This window comes from Streptomyces sp. NBC_01003 (genome assembly GCF_045162695.1).
Classification (GTDB): Bacteria; Actinomycetota; Actinomycetes; order Streptomycetales; family Streptomycetaceae; genus Streptomyces.
In genome coordinates this window covers 9,639,191-9,655,221 of the sequence record NZ_CP108707.1, presented here as the reverse complement: position 1 = coordinate 9,655,221, position 16,031 = coordinate 9,639,191, and the positions used below count along the sequence as shown (strand labels likewise).

General features: G+C 69.3%; 19 protein-coding genes and 1 pseudogene. 8 read left to right on the top strand and 12 right to left on the bottom strand.

The features are described from left to right. Positions 1-269: 269 nt before the first annotated feature. On the top strand, positions 270-791 hold the full coding sequence (locus tag OG698_RS44425) for a GNAT family N-acetyltransferase (protein WP_406109823.1): 522 nt from the start codon (positions 270-272) through the stop codon (positions 789-791). A gap of 79 nt (positions 792-870) precedes the next feature. On the opposite strand, the gene OG698_RS44420 is transcribed toward OG698_RS44425, so the two are convergent. The 8 genes and pseudogenes from OG698_RS44420 to OG698_RS44385 form a co-directional block, all read right to left on the bottom strand. Continuing rightward, positions 871-1,842 (bottom strand): SDR family NAD(P)-dependent oxidoreductase, encoded by a 972-nt coding sequence (locus OG698_RS44420; RefSeq protein ID WP_406109822.1) that lies wholly within the window; start codon positions 1,840-1,842, stop codon positions 871-873. Between the two features lie 227 nt (positions 1,843-2,069). Continuing rightward, positions 2,070-2,505 (bottom strand): annotated as a pseudogene (locus OG698_RS44415) (VOC family protein). A 9-nt stretch (positions 2,506-2,514) separates the two neighbouring features. Next, a complete protein-coding gene (locus tag OG698_RS44410) occupies positions 2,515-2,661 on the bottom strand; it encodes a hypothetical protein (RefSeq protein ID WP_406109821.1) in 147 nt (48 codons plus the stop codon). 79 nt (positions 2,662-2,740) lie between these two features. Then, entirely contained in the window at positions 2,741-3,601 is an 861-nt protein-coding gene (locus tag OG698_RS44405) for an ABC transporter permease (RefSeq protein WP_406109820.1), read from the bottom strand. After that, positions 3,598-4,536, bottom strand: a complete 939-nt coding sequence (locus OG698_RS44400) for an ATP-binding cassette domain-containing protein (RefSeq protein WP_406109819.1) — start codon at positions 4,534-4,536, stop codon at positions 3,598-3,600. Before OG698_RS44400 ends, OG698_RS44405 begins: the two co-directional genes overlap by 4 nt. A 189-nt stretch (positions 4,537-4,725) precedes the next feature. After that, complete coding sequence (locus tag OG698_RS44395) at positions 4,726-5,760, bottom strand: sodium-dependent transporter (RefSeq protein WP_406109818.1); 1,035 nt, start codon at positions 5,758-5,760, stop codon at positions 4,726-4,728. A 273-nt stretch (positions 5,761-6,033) separates the two neighbouring features. Next, positions 6,034-6,870 carry an undecaprenyl-diphosphate phosphatase gene (locus tag OG698_RS44390; RefSeq protein WP_406109817.1) on the bottom strand — a complete coding sequence of 279 codons (837 nt, stop codon included), beginning with the start codon at positions 6,868-6,870 and terminating at the stop codon, positions 6,034-6,036. Beyond that, positions 6,867-7,562 carry a phosphatase PAP2 family protein gene (locus OG698_RS44385; RefSeq protein ID WP_406109816.1) on the bottom strand — a complete coding sequence of 232 codons (696 nt, stop codon included), beginning with the start codon at positions 7,560-7,562 and terminating at the stop codon, positions 6,867-6,869. Before OG698_RS44385 ends, OG698_RS44390 begins: the two co-directional genes overlap by 4 nt. A 123-nt stretch (positions 7,563-7,685) precedes the next feature. On the opposite strand from OG698_RS44385, the gene OG698_RS44380 reads away from it, so the two are divergent. The 3 genes from OG698_RS44380 to OG698_RS44370 are packed head-to-tail and all read left to right on the top strand — an operon-like array spanning position 7,686 to position 9,236. Further along, a complete protein-coding gene (locus OG698_RS44380; protein WP_406109815.1) occupies positions 7,686-8,072 on the top strand; it encodes a BlaI/MecI/CopY family transcriptional regulator in 387 nt (128 codons plus the stop codon). 15 nt (positions 8,073-8,087) lie between these two features. After that, on the top strand, positions 8,088-9,020 hold the full coding sequence (locus OG698_RS44375) for a M56 family metallopeptidase (protein WP_406109814.1): 933 nt from the start codon (positions 8,088-8,090) through the stop codon (positions 9,018-9,020). A gap of 60 nt (positions 9,021-9,080) precedes the next feature. Further along, positions 9,081-9,236, top strand: coding sequence for a hypothetical protein (locus tag OG698_RS44370; RefSeq protein WP_406109813.1), 156 nt, complete (start codon positions 9,081-9,083; stop codon positions 9,234-9,236). A 2-nt stretch (positions 9,237-9,238) separates the two neighbouring features. On the opposite strand, the gene OG698_RS44365 is transcribed toward OG698_RS44370, so the two are convergent. Continuing rightward, on the bottom strand, positions 9,239-10,024 hold the full coding sequence (locus tag OG698_RS44365; RefSeq protein WP_406109812.1) for an ABC transporter permease: 786 nt from the start codon (positions 10,022-10,024) through the stop codon (positions 9,239-9,241). 156 nt (positions 10,025-10,180) lie between these two features. Here OG698_RS44365 and OG698_RS44360 point away from each other — a divergent pair, with 156 nt between their 5' ends. Together OG698_RS44360 and OG698_RS44355 are read left to right on the top strand one after the other, a co-directional pair. Next, positions 10,181-10,843 carry a response regulator transcription factor gene (locus tag OG698_RS44360; protein ID WP_406109811.1) on the top strand — a complete coding sequence of 221 codons (663 nt, stop codon included), beginning with the start codon at positions 10,181-10,183 and terminating at the stop codon, positions 10,841-10,843. Further along, positions 10,840-12,207, top strand: a complete 1,368-nt coding sequence (locus tag OG698_RS44355) for a sensor histidine kinase (protein ID WP_406109810.1) — start codon at positions 10,840-10,842, stop codon at positions 12,205-12,207. Before OG698_RS44360 ends, OG698_RS44355 begins: the two co-directional genes overlap by 4 nt. Here the strand turns inward: OG698_RS44355 and OG698_RS44350 are convergent. The 3 genes from OG698_RS44350 to OG698_RS44340 form a co-directional block, all read right to left on the bottom strand. Further along, on the bottom strand, positions 12,188-13,018 hold the full coding sequence (locus OG698_RS44350) for a hypothetical protein (RefSeq protein ID WP_406109809.1): 831 nt from the start codon (positions 13,016-13,018) through the stop codon (positions 12,188-12,190). The two genes, OG698_RS44355 and OG698_RS44350, sit on opposite strands and share 20 nt — an antisense overlap. A gap of 263 nt (positions 13,019-13,281) precedes the next feature. Beyond that, complete coding sequence (locus OG698_RS44345) at positions 13,282-13,860, bottom strand: dihydrofolate reductase family protein (RefSeq protein WP_406109808.1); 579 nt, start codon at positions 13,858-13,860, stop codon at positions 13,282-13,284. 192 nt (positions 13,861-14,052) lie between these two features. Beyond that, complete coding sequence (locus tag OG698_RS44340) at positions 14,053-15,036, bottom strand: SDR family NAD(P)-dependent oxidoreductase (protein WP_406109807.1); 984 nt, start codon at positions 15,034-15,036, stop codon at positions 14,053-14,055. 321 nt (positions 15,037-15,357) lie between these two features. On the opposite strand from OG698_RS44340, the gene OG698_RS44335 reads away from it, so the two are divergent. Together OG698_RS44335 and OG698_RS44330 are read left to right on the top strand one after the other, a co-directional pair. Beyond that, complete coding sequence (locus OG698_RS44335) at positions 15,358-15,501, top strand: hypothetical protein (RefSeq protein WP_406111778.1); 144 nt, start codon at positions 15,358-15,360, stop codon at positions 15,499-15,501. Beyond that, positions 15,498-15,971, top strand: coding sequence for a hypothetical protein (locus OG698_RS44330; protein ID WP_406109806.1), 474 nt, complete (start codon positions 15,498-15,500; stop codon positions 15,969-15,971). The genes OG698_RS44335 and OG698_RS44330 overlap by 4 nt, the downstream gene beginning before the upstream one ends. Positions 15,972-16,031: the final 60 nt, after the last annotated feature.

Here is a 16,031-nt window from a genome sequence, read left to right as displayed (position 1 = left end):
TTCCCGGAGATCACGTACCGTCGTCGCCCGACGAGAACCCGTGGCTGAGCCGGCGGCTGATCTGCTGGAAGGGAAATGCGTCAGGTCTCTGACCAAGCCCGGATCGCAATGCCCGCCAATCTCTGACTCGTCCTCCGGGGGGGCAGGTTGCAAGTGCGGGTGCCGAGGGCCTGGGCGGCGATCCAAACGGGGAGTCCGGCCCGGTCGGCGCCGACGCCCGAGGCCGAGCCGGGGGAGAAATGCGTTGCCGTGCCGTCGCAGAGGTAGGCATGCTCCAAGGCGTGACCACCGATGGCGACTTCGCCGACGCAACCGTCATCTTGCCTGTCAGTGTGCGCGATCTGCTGCCACGGGATCTGCCGAGGTGTACTTGGTCCGGCTCGGGCACCCACCTGCGCAGCGTAGAACGAGAGCTGGCTCGCGCTGCGTTGGGCGAGGTGGACTACCTGGCTGTATGCACTCCCGAGGACCTGCCGGTGGCGATCGGCGGCATCGACTTCCAGGTCTGCGAGGAGTCCGGATTCCTGTGGCAGCTCGCCGTGCACCCGGTGCTGCAGTCCCGCGGCCTGGGAACGCTGCTCGTCCGCGCTGCCGAACAGCGGATCCGGGACCGGGGGCTGCGCCGGGCCGAACTCGCAGTGGAGGAAAGCAATCCCCGGGCCCGCGCCCTGTACGAACGCCTGGGCTATATCGCCTACGGCCGCAAACCGGACGTCTGGGACGAGGAAGGGCCCGACGGGTCGATCCGTAGCCACGAGACGATGTGCATTCTCATGCGAAGGGGCCTTTGAGCCGCGGTCAGTGGCACGGGTTCAACGGGCGCGGCGGCGGGGTTGGTCCTGGCTTCGCGTAATCGTGCGACGGCATCTCTCAGGCGGCGAACGCGTCCACGCCCGTCAGTTCGGCGGACAGCGCCCACAGGCGGGCCGCTTGCTCCGGGTCCGTGGCCCACTCCTTGACGCCGACCCGGGAGCCGTCCGCCGGGGCGGGCTCGGCGATGTCGCAGTCCTCCAGGTAGACACCGCCCATGCCGTCCAGCTGGGGGGAGGTCGCCGCCCAGACCTGCGTGGCCGCGCCCTGCTGCGGCGTCTTGAACGCCTCGGGGTGGAGCAGGTTGCCGTGCTCGTCGATCCAGCCCCGCTCGACCATCTCCTGCCTCGGCAGATGCCGCTGAAGGGGCGTCAGGATGCCACCGGGGTGCAGCGAGAAGGCCCGCACGCCCAGACCCTGGCCACGGCGGTCGAGTTCCACGGCGAACAGCGCGTTCGCCGTCTTGGCCTGGCCGTACGCCTCCCACTTGTCGTAGCCGTGGCGCCAGTGAACGTCGTCCCAGCGGATACCGGAGGCGTGGTGGCCGGTGGAGGAGACCGAGACAACGCGGGCGCCACCCGGCTCGAGCGCCGGCCAAAGGCGGTTGATGAGGGCGAAGTGGCCCAGGTGGTTGGTGGCGAACTGGGCCTCCCACCCCGGCCCGACGCGGGTCTCGGGGCAGGCCATGATCCCCGCGCTGTCGATGACGATGTCCAGGGGCCGGCCCGTGGCGAGGAAACGCTCGGCGAAGGCGCGCACGCTGTCCAGGTCACCGAGGTCCATTTCTTCCACCTCGACACCGTCGATCCCGGCCAGATTTTCCTGTGCCGCGCCGACCCGGCGAGCCGGGACCACGACCCGGGCGCCGGCCTTCGCCAGTGCGCGTGTGGTCTCGGCGCCGATGCCCGAGTAACCGCCCGTCACCAGGGCGAGCCGACCCGTGAGATCGATGCCTGCGAGGACATCGTCGGCGGAGCTCCGGGCGCCGAAACCCGAACCGATCTTGTGCTGCGGTGTGCTGCTGTCGCTCATGAGGGCACGGTACGAATTCGAGTGCCCTCGAAGTCAAGTCCACCCTGCGGCCACGGTCTGAACAGGCTCGAACGGGGAAGCAGCCCCGACCGGACGGTCGAATCATGCCCCCCACACACGATGCCGCTGCACCGAGTGCCTCTCCCCCGCCGAATTGACCACCCCCTGAACGGGCCAACTACAGCGGTCAGGGGTCAGCGGTCAGCGGTCAGCGGTCAGTCAGGTCACTACGGGGATCCGAAGGCCGGGATGGTCAGGGGAGCCGTCTTCGGCCAGGGGGAAGCCCGGGTTGTGGGCGATCTCCCACAGGTGTCCGTCAGGGTCGGCGAAGCACCCCGCGTAGCCGCCGTAGGGCGTTGCCTGGGCCGGCTTGGTGATGGTGCCTCCGGCTTGCTGTGCTGCGGTGAGGAGCGCGTCCACATCCTTCGGCGAGCGCATGTTGTGCGCCAGGACGATGCCGCCGAAGCCTGTCCCGTCAGCGCTGTCGAGGCCACAGTCGAGTGCGAGCTTGTCGCGGCCCCACAGGACGAGCCCGAGGCCACCTGCCTGGAAGAAGACGGTCTCTTCGACCTCTTGTCCGCGCCAACCGAGGCTCTCGTAGAACGCCCGGGAGCGCCCGAGATCGGCAACAGCCAGGGTGATCAGACTGACGCGTTGTTCCATGCGCGGAAGCTACACCAGGAGGACCAGGGCCACGACCGCGGTGTCCAGCACCCACGGACGGGCCGCGTCGGCGCGCCGTAGCCGCTCGCCGGCCCGGCCGAACCGAGCGACGAGCGGCCTCGTCCCGCCGAGGTCTTCGGTGGTCACGGAGTTCACCAGCCCATGGTGCGGGTCTGGGCTTTGATGCGGGTCCGGCCCATGCTGCGGGTCCGGCCCGTCATTCGAAGGCAATGGCTCAGACGTCGCTGCGCAGCAGCCGGTGCGCCGCCCCGGCCAGCGCCAGTGCCGTCCAGCCGAGGAAGACCAGGAGCCCGGCGGTCGGCGACAGGGTGGTGGAGTCGTGCGTCAGGGCGAACGTCGCCTCGCCTGCGTTGCTCGGGAGGTACGGGTCGATGTCGCCCTGCCACGAACTGGGCAACAGGGAGATCAGCCCTGGGACGAGCATGAGGGTGGCGACCAGGACCGAGATGCCGCCCGCCACCGACCGCAGCAGCGCGCCCAGGGCGGTGCCGATCACACCGACCAGACCGAGGTAGAGCCCGGCGCCCAGCAGGCTGCGTACGACGCCGGCGTGGGCGAGGCCCATGGCAGCGGGCGTGCCGGAGACGACCCGGCTTCCGACGAGGAAGGCGACGAACGCGCCGACCGTGGCGATCACGAGCGCGACCAGCCCGTACACCACCACCTTGGACCACAGCACCGGGAGCCGGCGCGGTACCGCGGCCAGGCTCGAGCGGATCGTGCCGGTGGAGTACTCGCCCGCCGTGACCAGCACACCGAGTACGCCGAGGGCCAGCTGGGCGAAGTTCGTGCCGAAGAGCGACAGGCTCACGGCCGTCGCGGAGTCGAAGCCACGTTCCATGGGACGGCCGGAGCCGATCTCGGACTTGTAGTGGCTCGCGGCGATGACGCCGAAGGCGACGAGGAACAGCAGGCCCAGACCGAGAGTGATCCAGGTCGAGCGCACGGACCAGAGTTTGACCCACTCCGAGGACAGCACACGCCGTCCGGTCACCCGGTAGACGGGCCCGCCCGGAGTGGCCTGGGCGGTCCCGGGGGTCTCGGGGATCTCGGGGGTTGCCGTGAGGGTGCTCATGTTGTGCTCCCGAAGGTGTCGGCGCCTGTCGTGGAACCGTGGTACTCCACGGCGTCCCTGGTCAGTTCCATGAAGGCTTCCTCCAGCGACACCGCCTTCGCAGTCAGCTCGAACAGGGGGATTCCGTGCTCGGCCGCCTTCAGCCCGATCTCGCGGGCGGTCATCCCGGTCACCTGCAGTTCCTCGGATCCGGCGCGGCCGGTGACCTCCACGCCAGGCCCGGACAGCACGTCCCGCAGCGTGGTCGGGTCCTGCGTCGCGACCTTTACGGTGTCACCGCCCGCCTCGCGGACAAGGTCCCGTACGGTCGTGTCGGCCAGCAGCTGTCCCCTGCCGACGATGATCAGGTGGTCAGCCACCAGGGCGACCTCACTCATCAGGTGCGAGGAGACGAACACCGTCCGCCCCTCCGCCGCGAGCGACGTGAGCAGATTGCGGATCCAGAGCACTCCCTCGGGGTCCAGACCGTTGACGGGCTCGTCCAGCATCACCGTCTGCGGATCGCCCAGCAGCGCGGCGGCGATGCCGAGCCGCTGCCCCATGCCGAGAGAGAAGGCACCGGCCCGCTTCTTCGCGACGGTGCCGAGGCCGGCGAGTTCGATGACCTCGTCGACGCGGCGGCGCGGAATGCCGTGGGTGAGCGCGAGCGCCCGGAGGTGGTTGCAGGCCGAGCGGCCCGGGTGGATCGACTTGGCCTCCAGAAGCGCTCCGACCTCCTGCAGGGGTGCCTGGTGGCGGGCGTAGCGGTGGCCGTTCACCGTCACGGAGCCCCTCGTCGGCGCGTCGAGCCCGACGACCATGCGCATGGTCGTCGACTTGCCCGCTCCGTTGGGTCCCAGGAAGCCGGTCACCGTGCCCGGCTTCACGGTGAAGTCCAGACCGTCGACGGCTGTCTTCTCCCCGTACCTCTTGGTGAGCTGCTGTGCGTCGATCATTCGCTTCTCTCTCTTTTCCGGGCTGAGGCGATGGACACGCCTGACGCCTCCTCCGCAACGCTAAGACCGCGGTGTCCCCGATCCGGTGGTACCGGGGGCTGAAGGGGGCCAGGCGGGTGGTACCGGGGTACTGCGCTGCGGCACCGTGCGCGCGGCGACTCTGCGGTTGCTGTCCCGGCCGAACGCTGGTCAGGAGGTGTGAGCCATGGGGTGCGTGCCGTCGACGCGTATCCGCTGTCTGCGGACGACCCGGCCGGCGGCCGTCTTCTGCAGCAGTCCGTAGGCCAGGACCGGCAGGAGCAGGTGCGGTTTGTCGGGCAGCGTGGTGGTGATCAGGACCGCGCTCGCGCTGCTGTTGTTCATGCCGCAGGCGAGCGTGAGTGACGATGCCGCGGGAGCGTCCAGTCCCAGCAGACGTGCGGCTCCGCGGCCCACCATGAACGACAGCAGGCAGACGCCGGCCGCCACGGCCAGCGCGGCGACCAGCAGCAGCGGACGCGGGTGGGCCAGGAACGAGCCGAGGGCGCCGCAGGCGTTGACGTAGGTGAGGAGGAGTGAGCCGACCAGGGCAATGGGTACGCCGATGCCGACCGCCCGGCGCGGCCACGGCGCCGGTAGGGCCAGGCGGCACAGGATGCCTGCCGTGCACGGCAGGACCACGCCGACCAGGGCAAATCCGCCGTCGCCGGCGTGCAGGGCCCTGGTGAGTCTGTCGGCGTAGCCGCCTCCGAGCAGCGGCACCAGGGCGCTGGTGACCAGAGGAATGGTGAGCGGGCTGAGAAGGGTGGACGCGAGGACGAGCCCCACCATGGTCGGCTGGTCGCCGCCTCCCTTCCCGGTCCACACTGTCGACCCGGCGGCGACGGGCATGGCCACGATCAGGATCATCGCGGTGACCAAGCCGCTGCCGCCGTCGGTGTCGGGCGTCCGGCGCAGCAGGAACGCGACCGCGGGGATGGCCAGCAGCGGAATCGCCAGGTGCAGAACGAGCCCGGCAAGCAGCGCGATCGGTCGGCGCAGCAGGGTCCCCAGCGTGCGCACCGGAACCTGGAGTCCGGCCGAGAAGAGCACCAGAGCCAGCAAGAGCGGTGCGGTGCTCAAGGACAGCCGGCCTGCCGCGCCGAGGGGCAGCGAGTGGGCTCGGCGCAGCCACAGTCCGGGGCCCGGCAGGAGCAGGGCAGCTGCGTAGGACAGGACGACTCCGCGGCCGAGTCGGCGTCGCAACCAGTCGGTCGCCCTGTCAGTCCGGGCAGCGCTTCGGGTATTCAGGGCGGCATTCTTCCGTCGCGGGAGCAGGGGCAGGGGCGGGAAGGAACGCCGATATACGCCGGGCCGGGCAGCTGTTCATTCCGCCATGGTGCTCCCGCGAATCGAGTGGTGCGCGCTGCGCCGCACGGCGGTCAGGATGCGTTCAGGTGCCCTTTGGCGCGGCCGGTGCTGTGCCAGGACCTCGGTCCGAATCACGGCGACGGCGGCTCCGCCGTCGCCGTGACCTGCTCAGGCGTTGAGGGTTCCGGTGCCCAGGAGGGCGAACAGGAGTACGCCGATGATGACCCGGTAGATGACGAATGCGTTGAAGTTGTGCCGGGCGACGTACTTCAGCAGCCAGGCGATGGACGCGTACGCCACGACGAAGGAGACCACGGTCCCCACGACGAGGGGCGCGGTGTCCGCGCCGGCTCCGACGGCGTCCTTGAGTTCGTACAGGCCGGCGCCGGTGAGTGCGGGGATGCCGAGGAAGAAGGACAGGCGCGTGGCGGCGACGCGGTCCAGGTCGAGGATGAGCCCGGTGGACATGGTGGCACCGGACCGCGAGAAGCCGGGGAAGAGGAGGGCCAGGATCTGGGAGGAGCCGACGAGCATGGCGTCCTTCAGCGTGGTGTCGTCCTCGCCGCGCTTGTGCCGGCCCATCTGGTCGGCGGCCCACATCAGTCCACTGCCGACGATCAACGATCCGGCCACGACCCAGAGCGAGGCGAGCGGGCCCTCGATCAGCGGCTTTGCGGCCAGCCCGACGATGACGACGGGAATGGTGGCGTAGATGACCCACCAGGCGAATTTGTAGTCGTGATGGTGGCGCTGGTCGCGGTGGCGAAGGCCGCGTCCCCATGCGCCCAGGATCCGGACGATGTCCTTGAAGAAGTAGAGCAGCACTGCGGCGATGGCGCCGACCTGGATCACCGCGGTGAACGCGACGACGGACTTGTCGTCCACCGGGATGTTCATCAGCCCTTCAGTGATCTTCAGGTGGCCGGTGGAGGAGACGGGCAGAAACTCCGTCACTCCCTCCACCACGCCGAGGATCACGGCCTGTCCGATGCTGATGGCGCTCACGTGTGCTGCCTTTCCATCGAGAGTGCGTGGTCGGCCCGGCGCCGCCACAGAAGAACAACGAGTGTTGCCGACGCGGCCCAGCAGCCGGCCAGTAGCCATCCGGCCGCGACGTCGGTCGGCCAGTGCATGCCTAGGTAAATGCGAGTGAGGCCCACGGTAGTTGCCCAGATCCCGGGGACAGCGAGCAGGAGCGGCCTCCCCCGGCCATGCACCCTGCGGTGTACGGCGAGGGTGAACAGGAGGGCGACCACCATGGACGTCGTGGTGTGCCCGGAAGGCATGGACCATCCGCCGGCTTTCGCCGCCCAGTCCGCGGACGGCGGTCTGGGCCTTGCCAGTGCCGAGGCCAATGCCATACGTGCCAGTTGCGCCGAGGCCAGAGCGAGTACTCCCGTGAGTGCGCCTCGCCAGTGCGCGGTGCGCCGCGCGAGCGTTCCGGCCAGCGCCGCCAGCGCATAGGCCGGCGCTCCACTGCCTGTGTCGGTCACGATGATGGCCAACTGCCGTGCCCAGGACGGACGGTGGTCCAGCATCCACGCGTGCAGGGCCGTATCCACGGCGAAGGGCGACGCCCGCGTCGCGACCGCGGCAACCAGGGTCCCGAGCAGAACACCGCAGCCCGCCAGGACGGACACGGCAGGCCAGAACGGCATGCTCTCGCGCCGAGGGCTGTGGGCAGGCGAAGGAGGCATCAGGCATCCTGTGAGCAGGGTCCACCGCACCTGGAGCGTGACGGCGGGGCTGGGGACACATTATCTTCTATTCGCGAATAGAAGATACGGGTGACTGTAGACCACGAAGGCAGGAGGACGGCGTTGGGTGCTCAGGAACAGGCATCTGGGACCGGTGGCAGGCGCCGGGCCAACGGCGCGCTGGAGGCCGAGATCCTCAGCTTGCTGCACTCGGCCGGACGCGCCCTGACGCCCGGGGACGTGGCTGAACTCCTGACGGCGTCCCCCGCGCACACCACCGTGGCCACCACGCTCGCCCGTCTGCACAGCCGTGGCGTACTCGAACGAACGCCGCTGGGCCGCAGTTACGCCTATGAACCGGTCTCCGACGAGTCGGGGCTGACGGCCAGGCACATGCACCAGGTGATGGAGGCAGGCACCGACCGCGCCTCAGTTCTGACCCATTTCGTGGACGAGCTGTCCGACGACGACGAAGACCTGCTGCGCCGCCTGTTGGGCAGCGACGGGTAGCGGAGAAACGTACCGATGCACCTGGCCGTCTACTTGCCGCTGCTGCTGCCCGCGCTGGCCGGCTTGAGCGCGGGCCCGCTGGCCCGCCGCCTCGAACCGCGGCTGGCGACATGGCTGCTGACAGCAGCCGGACTGATCCTGGCTGCGTCCAGCACCGTGGTCCTCGGCCTGTTGGCCGTGGCGGGAATGGTGCGTCTCCCGCTGATCGCGGCGCTCGAGGGCTACTCGCCTACAGTGATCGCCCGCGACGACCCGGCAGCCTGGCCCGCGGCCCTGGCAGGAGCCGTTCTGCTCACACTGGCCGTTGCGGCCACCGTCCGCCTCACCGTGCGCCGGGCCGGGGCGCTGTGGTCAGCCGCTCTCGAAGCGGCCTGCCTCCCCGGGCGGGAGTCGGTCGTCGTCACCGACGACCTGCACGCCGACGCGTACACCATGCCAGGACTGCCCGGCCGGATCGTGATCTCCCACGGCATGCTGGACGCTCTTGACCCCACCGGTCACGACATCATCCTGGCCCATGAGCGGGCACACCTGAACCACCATCACTACGCGTTCGTCACGCTCGCCCAGATCTCGGCCGCCGCCAACCCGCTGCTCCGCCCGCTGGCCACGTCCGTCGCCTACACCGTCGAGCGGTGGGCCGATGAGTACGCCGCACTCCACACCGGCGACCGGCGCGCAGTCGCCGAAACCGTGGCCAGAGCGGCCGTGGCCACCAAACGAACCCGCGCGCTACGCCTGCCCTCAGCGGCCCTGGGGGTCCTCGGCCGCAGCCCGGCCCCGGGCGTCATCCCCCGCCGAGTCGCAGCGCTGCTCGAACCTCCCCCGCGCAGACCGGCACACCTCCTCGCCGCGGCCGGAGCACTGGTAGGAGTAAGCAGCGTCTGTGTGCTGGAAGCAGCTCATGACTTGCACGAGTTTCTGGAACTCGCGCACCTACGTCGATGACCGCGCTCCGACGCGGGCGAGCACACCCTGCATGCCCGAACCCTCACCGCCGGCCCTGAGTTGCCGCTCTGCGACGAGATCACCTCGGCGCTGGATCCCGACACCGCCATCGCCATCGCCATCGCCATCATGGAACTCCTGCAACGCCTGCGTGCCGAGCGCAACATGGCCCTCACCATCGTGAGCCACGAGACCCAGGTTCCTGAACTCGCTTAATTTCAGGGGCTCTTCGCGTCAGGGCGGAACAGGCGCCGTCGAGCGACGAGTTCGACGGTTATGGCGACTGCGATGGCCTGCACGGCCATGAGGGCGATCAGTACAAACAGCTGCACCGCCCCGGCCATCACCGGACTCGCGCCGCCCAACAGCATGCCCACGAACGCCCCGGGGAGCGTGACCAGGCCGACCGTACGCGTCTGATCCAGGCCCGGAAGCAGGGCGTCCGATGCCGCGGGCCGGGCGATCTCCATGCGCGCATCCCGGTCGAGGAAGCCCAGCGCCATCGCCGCCTCGACCTCGCCCCGGCGCTGTTCCAGCTCGTCCAGGGCGCGGCGCCCGGAGAGCACCGTCACCGTCAGGGCGCCGCCGATGAGAATGCCGGTGATCGGAACAAGGGCGAGTCCCTTGAGGGGAACCAGTCCCGTCAGCAGCAATGCGGCCACCGTGGGGGCGACACCGGCGGCAATGGGTGCGGCGGTCAGCCACCAGGTGCGGTTGCTGGTCAGCCTTCGGCCTGCCGTGCGTACGGCGACGGTGAACATCACGACCAGGAACGCGACCAGGCCGGCCACCGTGGTGACTGCCCAGGTGATGACCACGGACACCGCGGCGAGCTGAGCCGCCGCACGCGCCCCCGCGACCAGGATCTCCCTCGGCCTGCCGGCCGATGAGTCGGGAGACAGACGAAACCAGTAGGCAACCCCCGCCGCCACCGCGAGAAGCACGATCAGTAGCACGCCGAGCGTGATGTTGACCGGGAGAAGAGATCTTGCACTCAGCGTCACACGTCTCACCGTAGATGCCGCGTACTGCAGCTACGGCAGTCAGCCCGGCGCGCTGGTTTTGGGAACGATCCCCACCTCACTATCGTCTACATGACTGTAGACGATACTGTTCGCGTCCCCATAGGAGGAGTCGCGTGAAGGCAGGTGAGGGAGAGCATGAGGCATCGAATCCTGGTCGTCGAGGACGATCACGCGCTGCGTGATGTGCTGCTCCGGAGTCTGCGGGACGAGGATTTCGACGCCGTGCCCGCGCAGGACGGCGCGACCGCCCTGCGGCTGGCGGGGGACGCCGTCGACGCTGCCGTGCTCGACGTCGGGCTGCCCGACGCGGACGGCCGGGACGTCTGCCAGGCGATCAGGGCCAATGGCTTCGTCTTTCCCGTCATCTTCCTGACCGCCCATCATCGGCTCACCGACCGCCTGGCAGGCTTCTCGGCAGGCGGCGACGACTATCTGCCCAAGCCGTTCCACACGATGGAGCTGGCCGCACGACTGAGGGCAGCCCTCAAGCGCAACGGTTCGTCGCAGTCCGCGACCTGCAGAGATGTGCTCCTGGACCCGGTCGGGCACAGCCTGACGGTGCGGGGGACGCGCGTCCCCCTGACTCCCACGGAGTTCCGGTTGCTGGCAGCTCTCATGGCCGCATCCGGCGACATCGTCCGTAGGCGTGAGCTCATCCGGGCCGGCTGGCCCGAGGGGGCCCACGTCAGCGACAACACGCTGGACCAATATCTGACGCGGCTACGACGCAAGCTCCGCGACGGCGGCAGCGCACTGACCGTCACCACCGCGCGCGGCGTCGGGCACCGCCTGTCATGAGGCCCTACGTCTCATGGTTCTGGCCGCGAACCCTGCGCGGGCGCCTGGCCCTGGTAGCGCTGACCACCGCCACGCTCCTGATGGTGATCCTCACCGCGGTGTTCAACACCGTCGTCCGCAACCGCCTCCAGCACCAGGCCGACGACGAGCTCCGCACGCGGGCCGCCGCCGCTGCCGCCACCGTCGACACCAGCGGACCCAGGGTGCGCGTCTTGGAGACGCCGGGTGAGGAACTGCTGGACACGAACGTGTGGATCTACGACGGAGGACGGCTGCTCGAAAAGCCGCCGTCCGCCGCTGCCGGGCCACTGACACGCGCCGCCGACCAATTGGCCACGAGGACCGGCCGACATTGCGTCACCGTGCAGGCCCATGGGCCGGTCCGTCTGTGCTCGCTGCCGGTGCCCGACGGCAAAAGGGACGCCTCGGTGGTCACCGCGCTGGACCTGTCCCCCTACAGCAGTTCTGCCGATGCCCTGCTCTACGCCTCGCTCGCGCTCGACGCCGTCATGCTGGCCTGCACCTACGCGCTGACCCGGTTGGCGGTGGGGCGTGCGCTGCGACCCGTGCGCGCCATGACCGAGCATGCCGCGCAGTGGAGCGCAATAGCCTCCGAGGAACGCTTCGGGAGCGTGGAGCGCCCGACCGAACTCATGCAGCTGGGTGGGTCGCTGGACGCGCTGCTCGACCGTATTCGCGCGCTGCTGCGGCACGAGCAACAGCTCACGCGGGAGCTGTCGCACGAGCTCCGCAACCCGCTCGCCCGGATCATCGCCGAGCTGGACTGGTGGCAGTCCCGCCCTCGTTCCACCGCCGACACCCGGACCACGCACGACACCATCGCGGACGCCGCGCGATCCATGCGCATGATCTGCGACACCCTCCTCGACGACGCCCGTGACAGCGCGGCCACCACACGGGGCGTCAGTGACGTGCCCAGAGTGCTGCGCGGCCTCGCCGATCGCGCCGATCGCGCCGATTCAGCCGGGAACGTGGAGGTCGTCGTCACGGTCCGGGATCTTGGCCTGTCGGCCGGGGTCCCGGGCACACTCCTGGAGCGCATTGCCAGCCCGCTGCTCGACAACGCGCTGCGACACGCACGCTCCCGGGTGGAGATCCGGGCATGCGCCCGTGCGGGCGGCGTCCGTGTCGTCGTCACGGACGACGGCCCCGGCGTGCCGGAGTCGTTCGCGCCGCAGCTCTTCCAGCCGGGGCGCCGCGCCCGGCCCGGGGACGGACACGACGGAGCGGGCCTGGGGCTGCCGCTGTCGCGACGCCTGGCCCGCTCAGTCGGCGGCGAGGTGCACCACGACGAGAAGCACACTCCGGGCGCGAGCTTCGTGATCAGCCTTCCCGCGGGGTGAGCGGCGCGGACTCTTCGACGTCCCGCCGGGTCACCGACAGGTGGATGACCAGTCCGAGGATGACCGCGAGGAACAGCACACTGGTGATCACGGTGCCGATGCCCAGGCCGCCGTCGCCGGTCGGCTGCGACAGATAGTCGCCGATCGAGGCACCGAGGGGACGGGTGAGGATGTAGGCGATCCAGAAGCTGAGCACGGCGTTCAGGCCGAGCGCGAAGTGCGCGACGGCGACTGCGGCGATCGCCAGGGCGAACAGGACTGCGGAGACCCAGTAGCCGAGGGCCATCTTTTCGGCGACGAGGTCGCCGGCCGCGGTGCCGAGCGCGAAGGTGAGCAGCACTGCCAGCCAGTAGTAGACCTCGCGGGGCGTCGTGTCGATGCTGTGGATGGACAGGGTCCGCTCGCGCCGATGCCAGACGACGAACACCACGGCGAGGGCAACGGCGAACGTCGCGGTACTGGCCTCCAGCGGCACGCCCAGGTTGTCGGTGAGGTTGTCGCTGATCAAGGTGCCGACCACGCTGATCAGTGCCACGGCAAGCCAGTAGACGCCGGGTCGATAGGCCTTCGTGCGGAACTGGACGACCAGGACGACCGCCAGAAACGCGCTCATCAGCAGCGACACGCCGGTCAGGCCCAGGCCCAGCTTCTCGTTCAGGAGGTCCGCCGCGGTCTCGCCGACCGTCGTGCACAGCACCTTGATGATCCAGAAGTACGCGGTGACTTCCGGAACCTTGTTCCAGCGCAGCTGGCGGCCCGGGGCCGCCTCAGAGGGCGCGTACGCCCCAGGAGTCTCAGAGGTATCGGTCATGAGGCCCGACCTTGTCAGCCGGAGACTGAACACATCCTGACCGTCGCGTCGGCGCCCCCTCAGTTGCGGCCCGAGCCGTTCAACCCTGCCCCGGCCAGAGCGACTTAGCGACGGTTGCCCTGATGCGGCGAGCCAGGGTGACCGCCCACAGCGGGGGCACGGCCTTCACAAAGCAGGGCCGCCATGAGACCGGTCCACACATTGCGCAACGTGAACTTCCGGCCGGGTTGGGCTGGTTGACGGGGTGGGGCCCATGGACGGGCTCAGACATGCAGGGTGGGCCGGTAGACGAGCTCTTGGATGTCGCCGTCGAGGGTCCGGTGCTCGATCAGCTCGAGGTCGAAGTCGGCCGCACCCTGGAAGATCGGGTCCAACCCGGTCTGACCTGTGATCACGGGGAAGAGCGTCACCTGGACGCGGTCGACCAGGCCGGCGGCCATCAGCGCCCGGTTCATCGACAGACTGCCGTGCGAACGCAACGGCACCTTGGACTCCTTCTTGAGCCGAGCGACGACATCGACGGCGTCGCCGGCGGCGACGTTCGCATCCGGCCAGTCGAGGGGCCCTTCCAGCGAGGTCGACACCACCGTCGCCGGCAGGTTCCTCATCCGGGTGACCCATGGGTCACGCACCTCGGACTCCTCGGTGCTCGAGGCCAGCATCCGCGCGAACGCCCGATACGTGTTGGCCCCGAAGACCATCCGCTGCTCGTCGTCGTACAGGGCGAGACGGTGCTCGAGGAGCTCGGGGCCCTGCTTGCCCCAGTAGCCGGTCCAGTTTCCGCCGGCGGCGCCGAAGCCGTCGAGGCTGGAGAAGACGTCGAATGTGTAGGTGGTGGTCATGATGGTCTCCTCGAATACGGTTGATGGCGTGTCGGGTATACAGACCGGGAACCGCGGCGAGACTCATCGCTCTTGCGCCCCCGGAGTCCGGCCGGCCGCCCCCGATCCGCGCCGGCCGATCCACGGGGCTCATCTATTCCTCCCCACGTGCGGCCACGCCCGACAGGGGAATTTGCTTTCGAATTCGAAGCGTCACAGGGGCCACGTCAGGCGTCCGCGCGCAGATGGTCGCGCGCCCAGGTTTCGAAGGTGGTCGGTCAGGTCGCAGCTGGCGTCCCAGAGACCCGCCGCGACGGCGGTGTCGGCGAGATGGCTCCATACCGCTTCTTGTCGGGGTGCGCCGCGCAGGCCGAACAGGCGTGGCCCCCAGAGCTGTCCTCCGCGCACGGCCGGGTCGAGCACCGCTCGCACCGCCGGCCAGGCGCCGGCGTGCTTGCCTTGGACGAGCAGCGCGGCGGGTGCCGCGCGCAGCCGCGCGCCGAGGCTTCGCACATGGACCGGCGGCCGTGACGGAGTGAGGGCGTCCAGGGCGCCGCCGGGATGGACCACTGCGCTCTCCACCGAACTGCCGAGAGTGCGCAGGCGGCGGTCGAGTTCGAGCCCGAAGTACATCTGGGCCAGCTTGGTTCGTCCGTAGGTGCGTTTGGCCTGGTAGTCCCGCCGGGACTGGAGGTCGTCCAGGTCCAGCCGTTCCGATTTCGCCGCGAAACTACCGACGGTCACGACACGCGCCGCAGGTGCAGCCGACAGCAGCGGCATCAGCAGACCGGTCAGCGCGAAATGCCCGAAGTGATTCGTCCCGAACATGAGTTCATGACCATCCCCTGTCTCGCGACGCGGCGGGTCGTCGAGCGCGACGCCCGCATTGTGGACCACCGCATGCAGAGCACTCACCTCCAGGGATTCCACTGCCGCGCTGAGCGACGACAGGTCAGCGAGGTCCAGCCGGATTGCCCGTACCTGCGCGTCGGGCACGCGAGAGCGGATCGATGTCACGGCGGCTTCGGCTCTCGCCGGGTCCCGACAGCCCAGCACGACCGTGGCTCCCGTCGCTGAAAGCTGCTCCGCGATGAAGTACCCGATACCGGCGTTGCCGCCGGTGACCAAGAAGACGCTGCCTTCTGCGCGCGGCAGCCGGTGAACATTCCAGGGCGGAGTGGAGAAAGTGGGCGACATGACGGGAGGCTCCCTGGATCCGAAGGGGCGAGACGGTTGCGGCCGCTCCTGAGGGAGCAGCTTGCCATCCACAGTTCCAGCGCGAACCGACACATCGCCTACGGATCACCGACCGCCGTGACGGATGCCGACACCCCGCCGACAGACGGCCGGTCCGCCGACCGACGGTTGCCCACTGCCGAGTCGGATTCAGATTCCGACTCGGGCCTCCCAGCGGTGAAGACGCAGGTGTGTCGTGGCACGGTCGTTGTCATTGGCGAGCATCGTGACTTCGAAATCGGCTGGCCCAATTGCCCATCGGCGAGCCAGGATCATCCTGTGATGCGCCAGGCCTACGAGGACGCCGAACTCCACGAGTCCATAGCCGAGTTGGCGGCCGGGACCGGCGAGAGGCGGCGGTTCTCCGCGAAGATCCTGCCGCCGTGGTGCCGCAAGTCGCCGAAGGTGTCCGAGGTACTGCCATGAATCACCACGACGCAAGGCAGGAGGAAGAACCCGCGGAGCACCTGCGCTTCTGGACCTACCTGAGGGAGTTTGAGCAGGTCACGGAGGCCGACGAGGTCGACCTGGTCAGCGAAGTACTCACCGACCCGGACGAGACGATGGCCCGGTCCGCCGTCCTGCGGTATCTGGACAGCCGAGCCGCCGACCTCCACTCCGGACCCGCCTACGAGTCCTGGGCCACGAAGATGACCCAGGCGACGGCACGCTACCCGTTCCTGACCCGGCGCCTTCACGGATGGTCTCTCTTCCGGGCCGTCACGCTCAGGCAGTCGTGGCGTCCGGATGCTTTGCTCGACTCATCTGACTGGCTCCAGCGTAAAACGGCCGAAGCGTCGAACGCGGCCGCCCTGGAAATCCTCGCCGCCCGAGGTCGCACCAAGCGGATCCGCAACGCCGCCCGCATCAATCTCAAGCAGCAGAGTCAAGGCTGAGTGCAGTCCTCAGGTGTGTGCCACACCCAAGGTCTGGAACATTGCTCGCGTTCGATGCGG

Coding starts and splice junctions, on each gene's coding strand:
- OG698_RS44425 (WP_406109823.1), top strand. CDS start 270: ATGCTCCAAGGCGTGACCACCGATGGCGACTTCGCCGACGCAACCGTC.
- OG698_RS44420 (WP_406109822.1), bottom strand. CDS start 1,842: ATGAGCGACAGCAGCACACCGCAGCACAAGATCGGTTCGGGTTTCGGC.
- OG698_RS44405 (WP_406109820.1), bottom strand. CDS start 3,601: ATGAGCACCCTCACGGCAACCCCCGAGATCCCCGAGACCCCCGGGACC.
- OG698_RS44400 (WP_406109819.1), bottom strand. CDS start 4,536: ATGATCGACGCACAGCAGCTCACCAAGAGGTACGGGGAGAAGACAGCC.
- OG698_RS44385 (WP_406109816.1), bottom strand. CDS start 7,562: ATGCCTCCTTCGCCTGCCCACAGCCCTCGGCGCGAGAGCATGCCGTTC.
- OG698_RS44375 (WP_406109814.1), top strand. CDS start 8,088: ATGCACCTGGCCGTCTACTTGCCGCTGCTGCTGCCCGCGCTGGCCGGC.
- OG698_RS44360 (WP_406109811.1), top strand. CDS start 10,181: ATGAGGCATCGAATCCTGGTCGTCGAGGACGATCACGCGCTGCGTGAT.
- OG698_RS44355 (WP_406109810.1), top strand. CDS start 10,840: ATGAGGCCCTACGTCTCATGGTTCTGGCCGCGAACCCTGCGCGGGCGC.
- OG698_RS44350 (WP_406109809.1), bottom strand. CDS start 13,018: ATGACCGATACCTCTGAGACTCCTGGGGCGTACGCGCCCTCTGAGGCG.
- OG698_RS44345 (WP_406109808.1), bottom strand. CDS start 13,860: ATGACCACCACCTACACATTCGACGTCTTCTCCAGCCTCGACGGCTTC.
- OG698_RS44340 (WP_406109807.1), bottom strand. CDS start 15,036: ATGTCGCCCACTTTCTCCACTCCGCCCTGGAATGTTCACCGGCTGCCG.
- OG698_RS44335 (WP_406111778.1), top strand. CDS start 15,358: ATGCGCCAGGCCTACGAGGACGCCGAACTCCACGAGTCCATAGCCGAG.
- OG698_RS44330 (WP_406109806.1), top strand. CDS start 15,498: ATGAATCACCACGACGCAAGGCAGGAGGAAGAACCCGCGGAGCACCTG.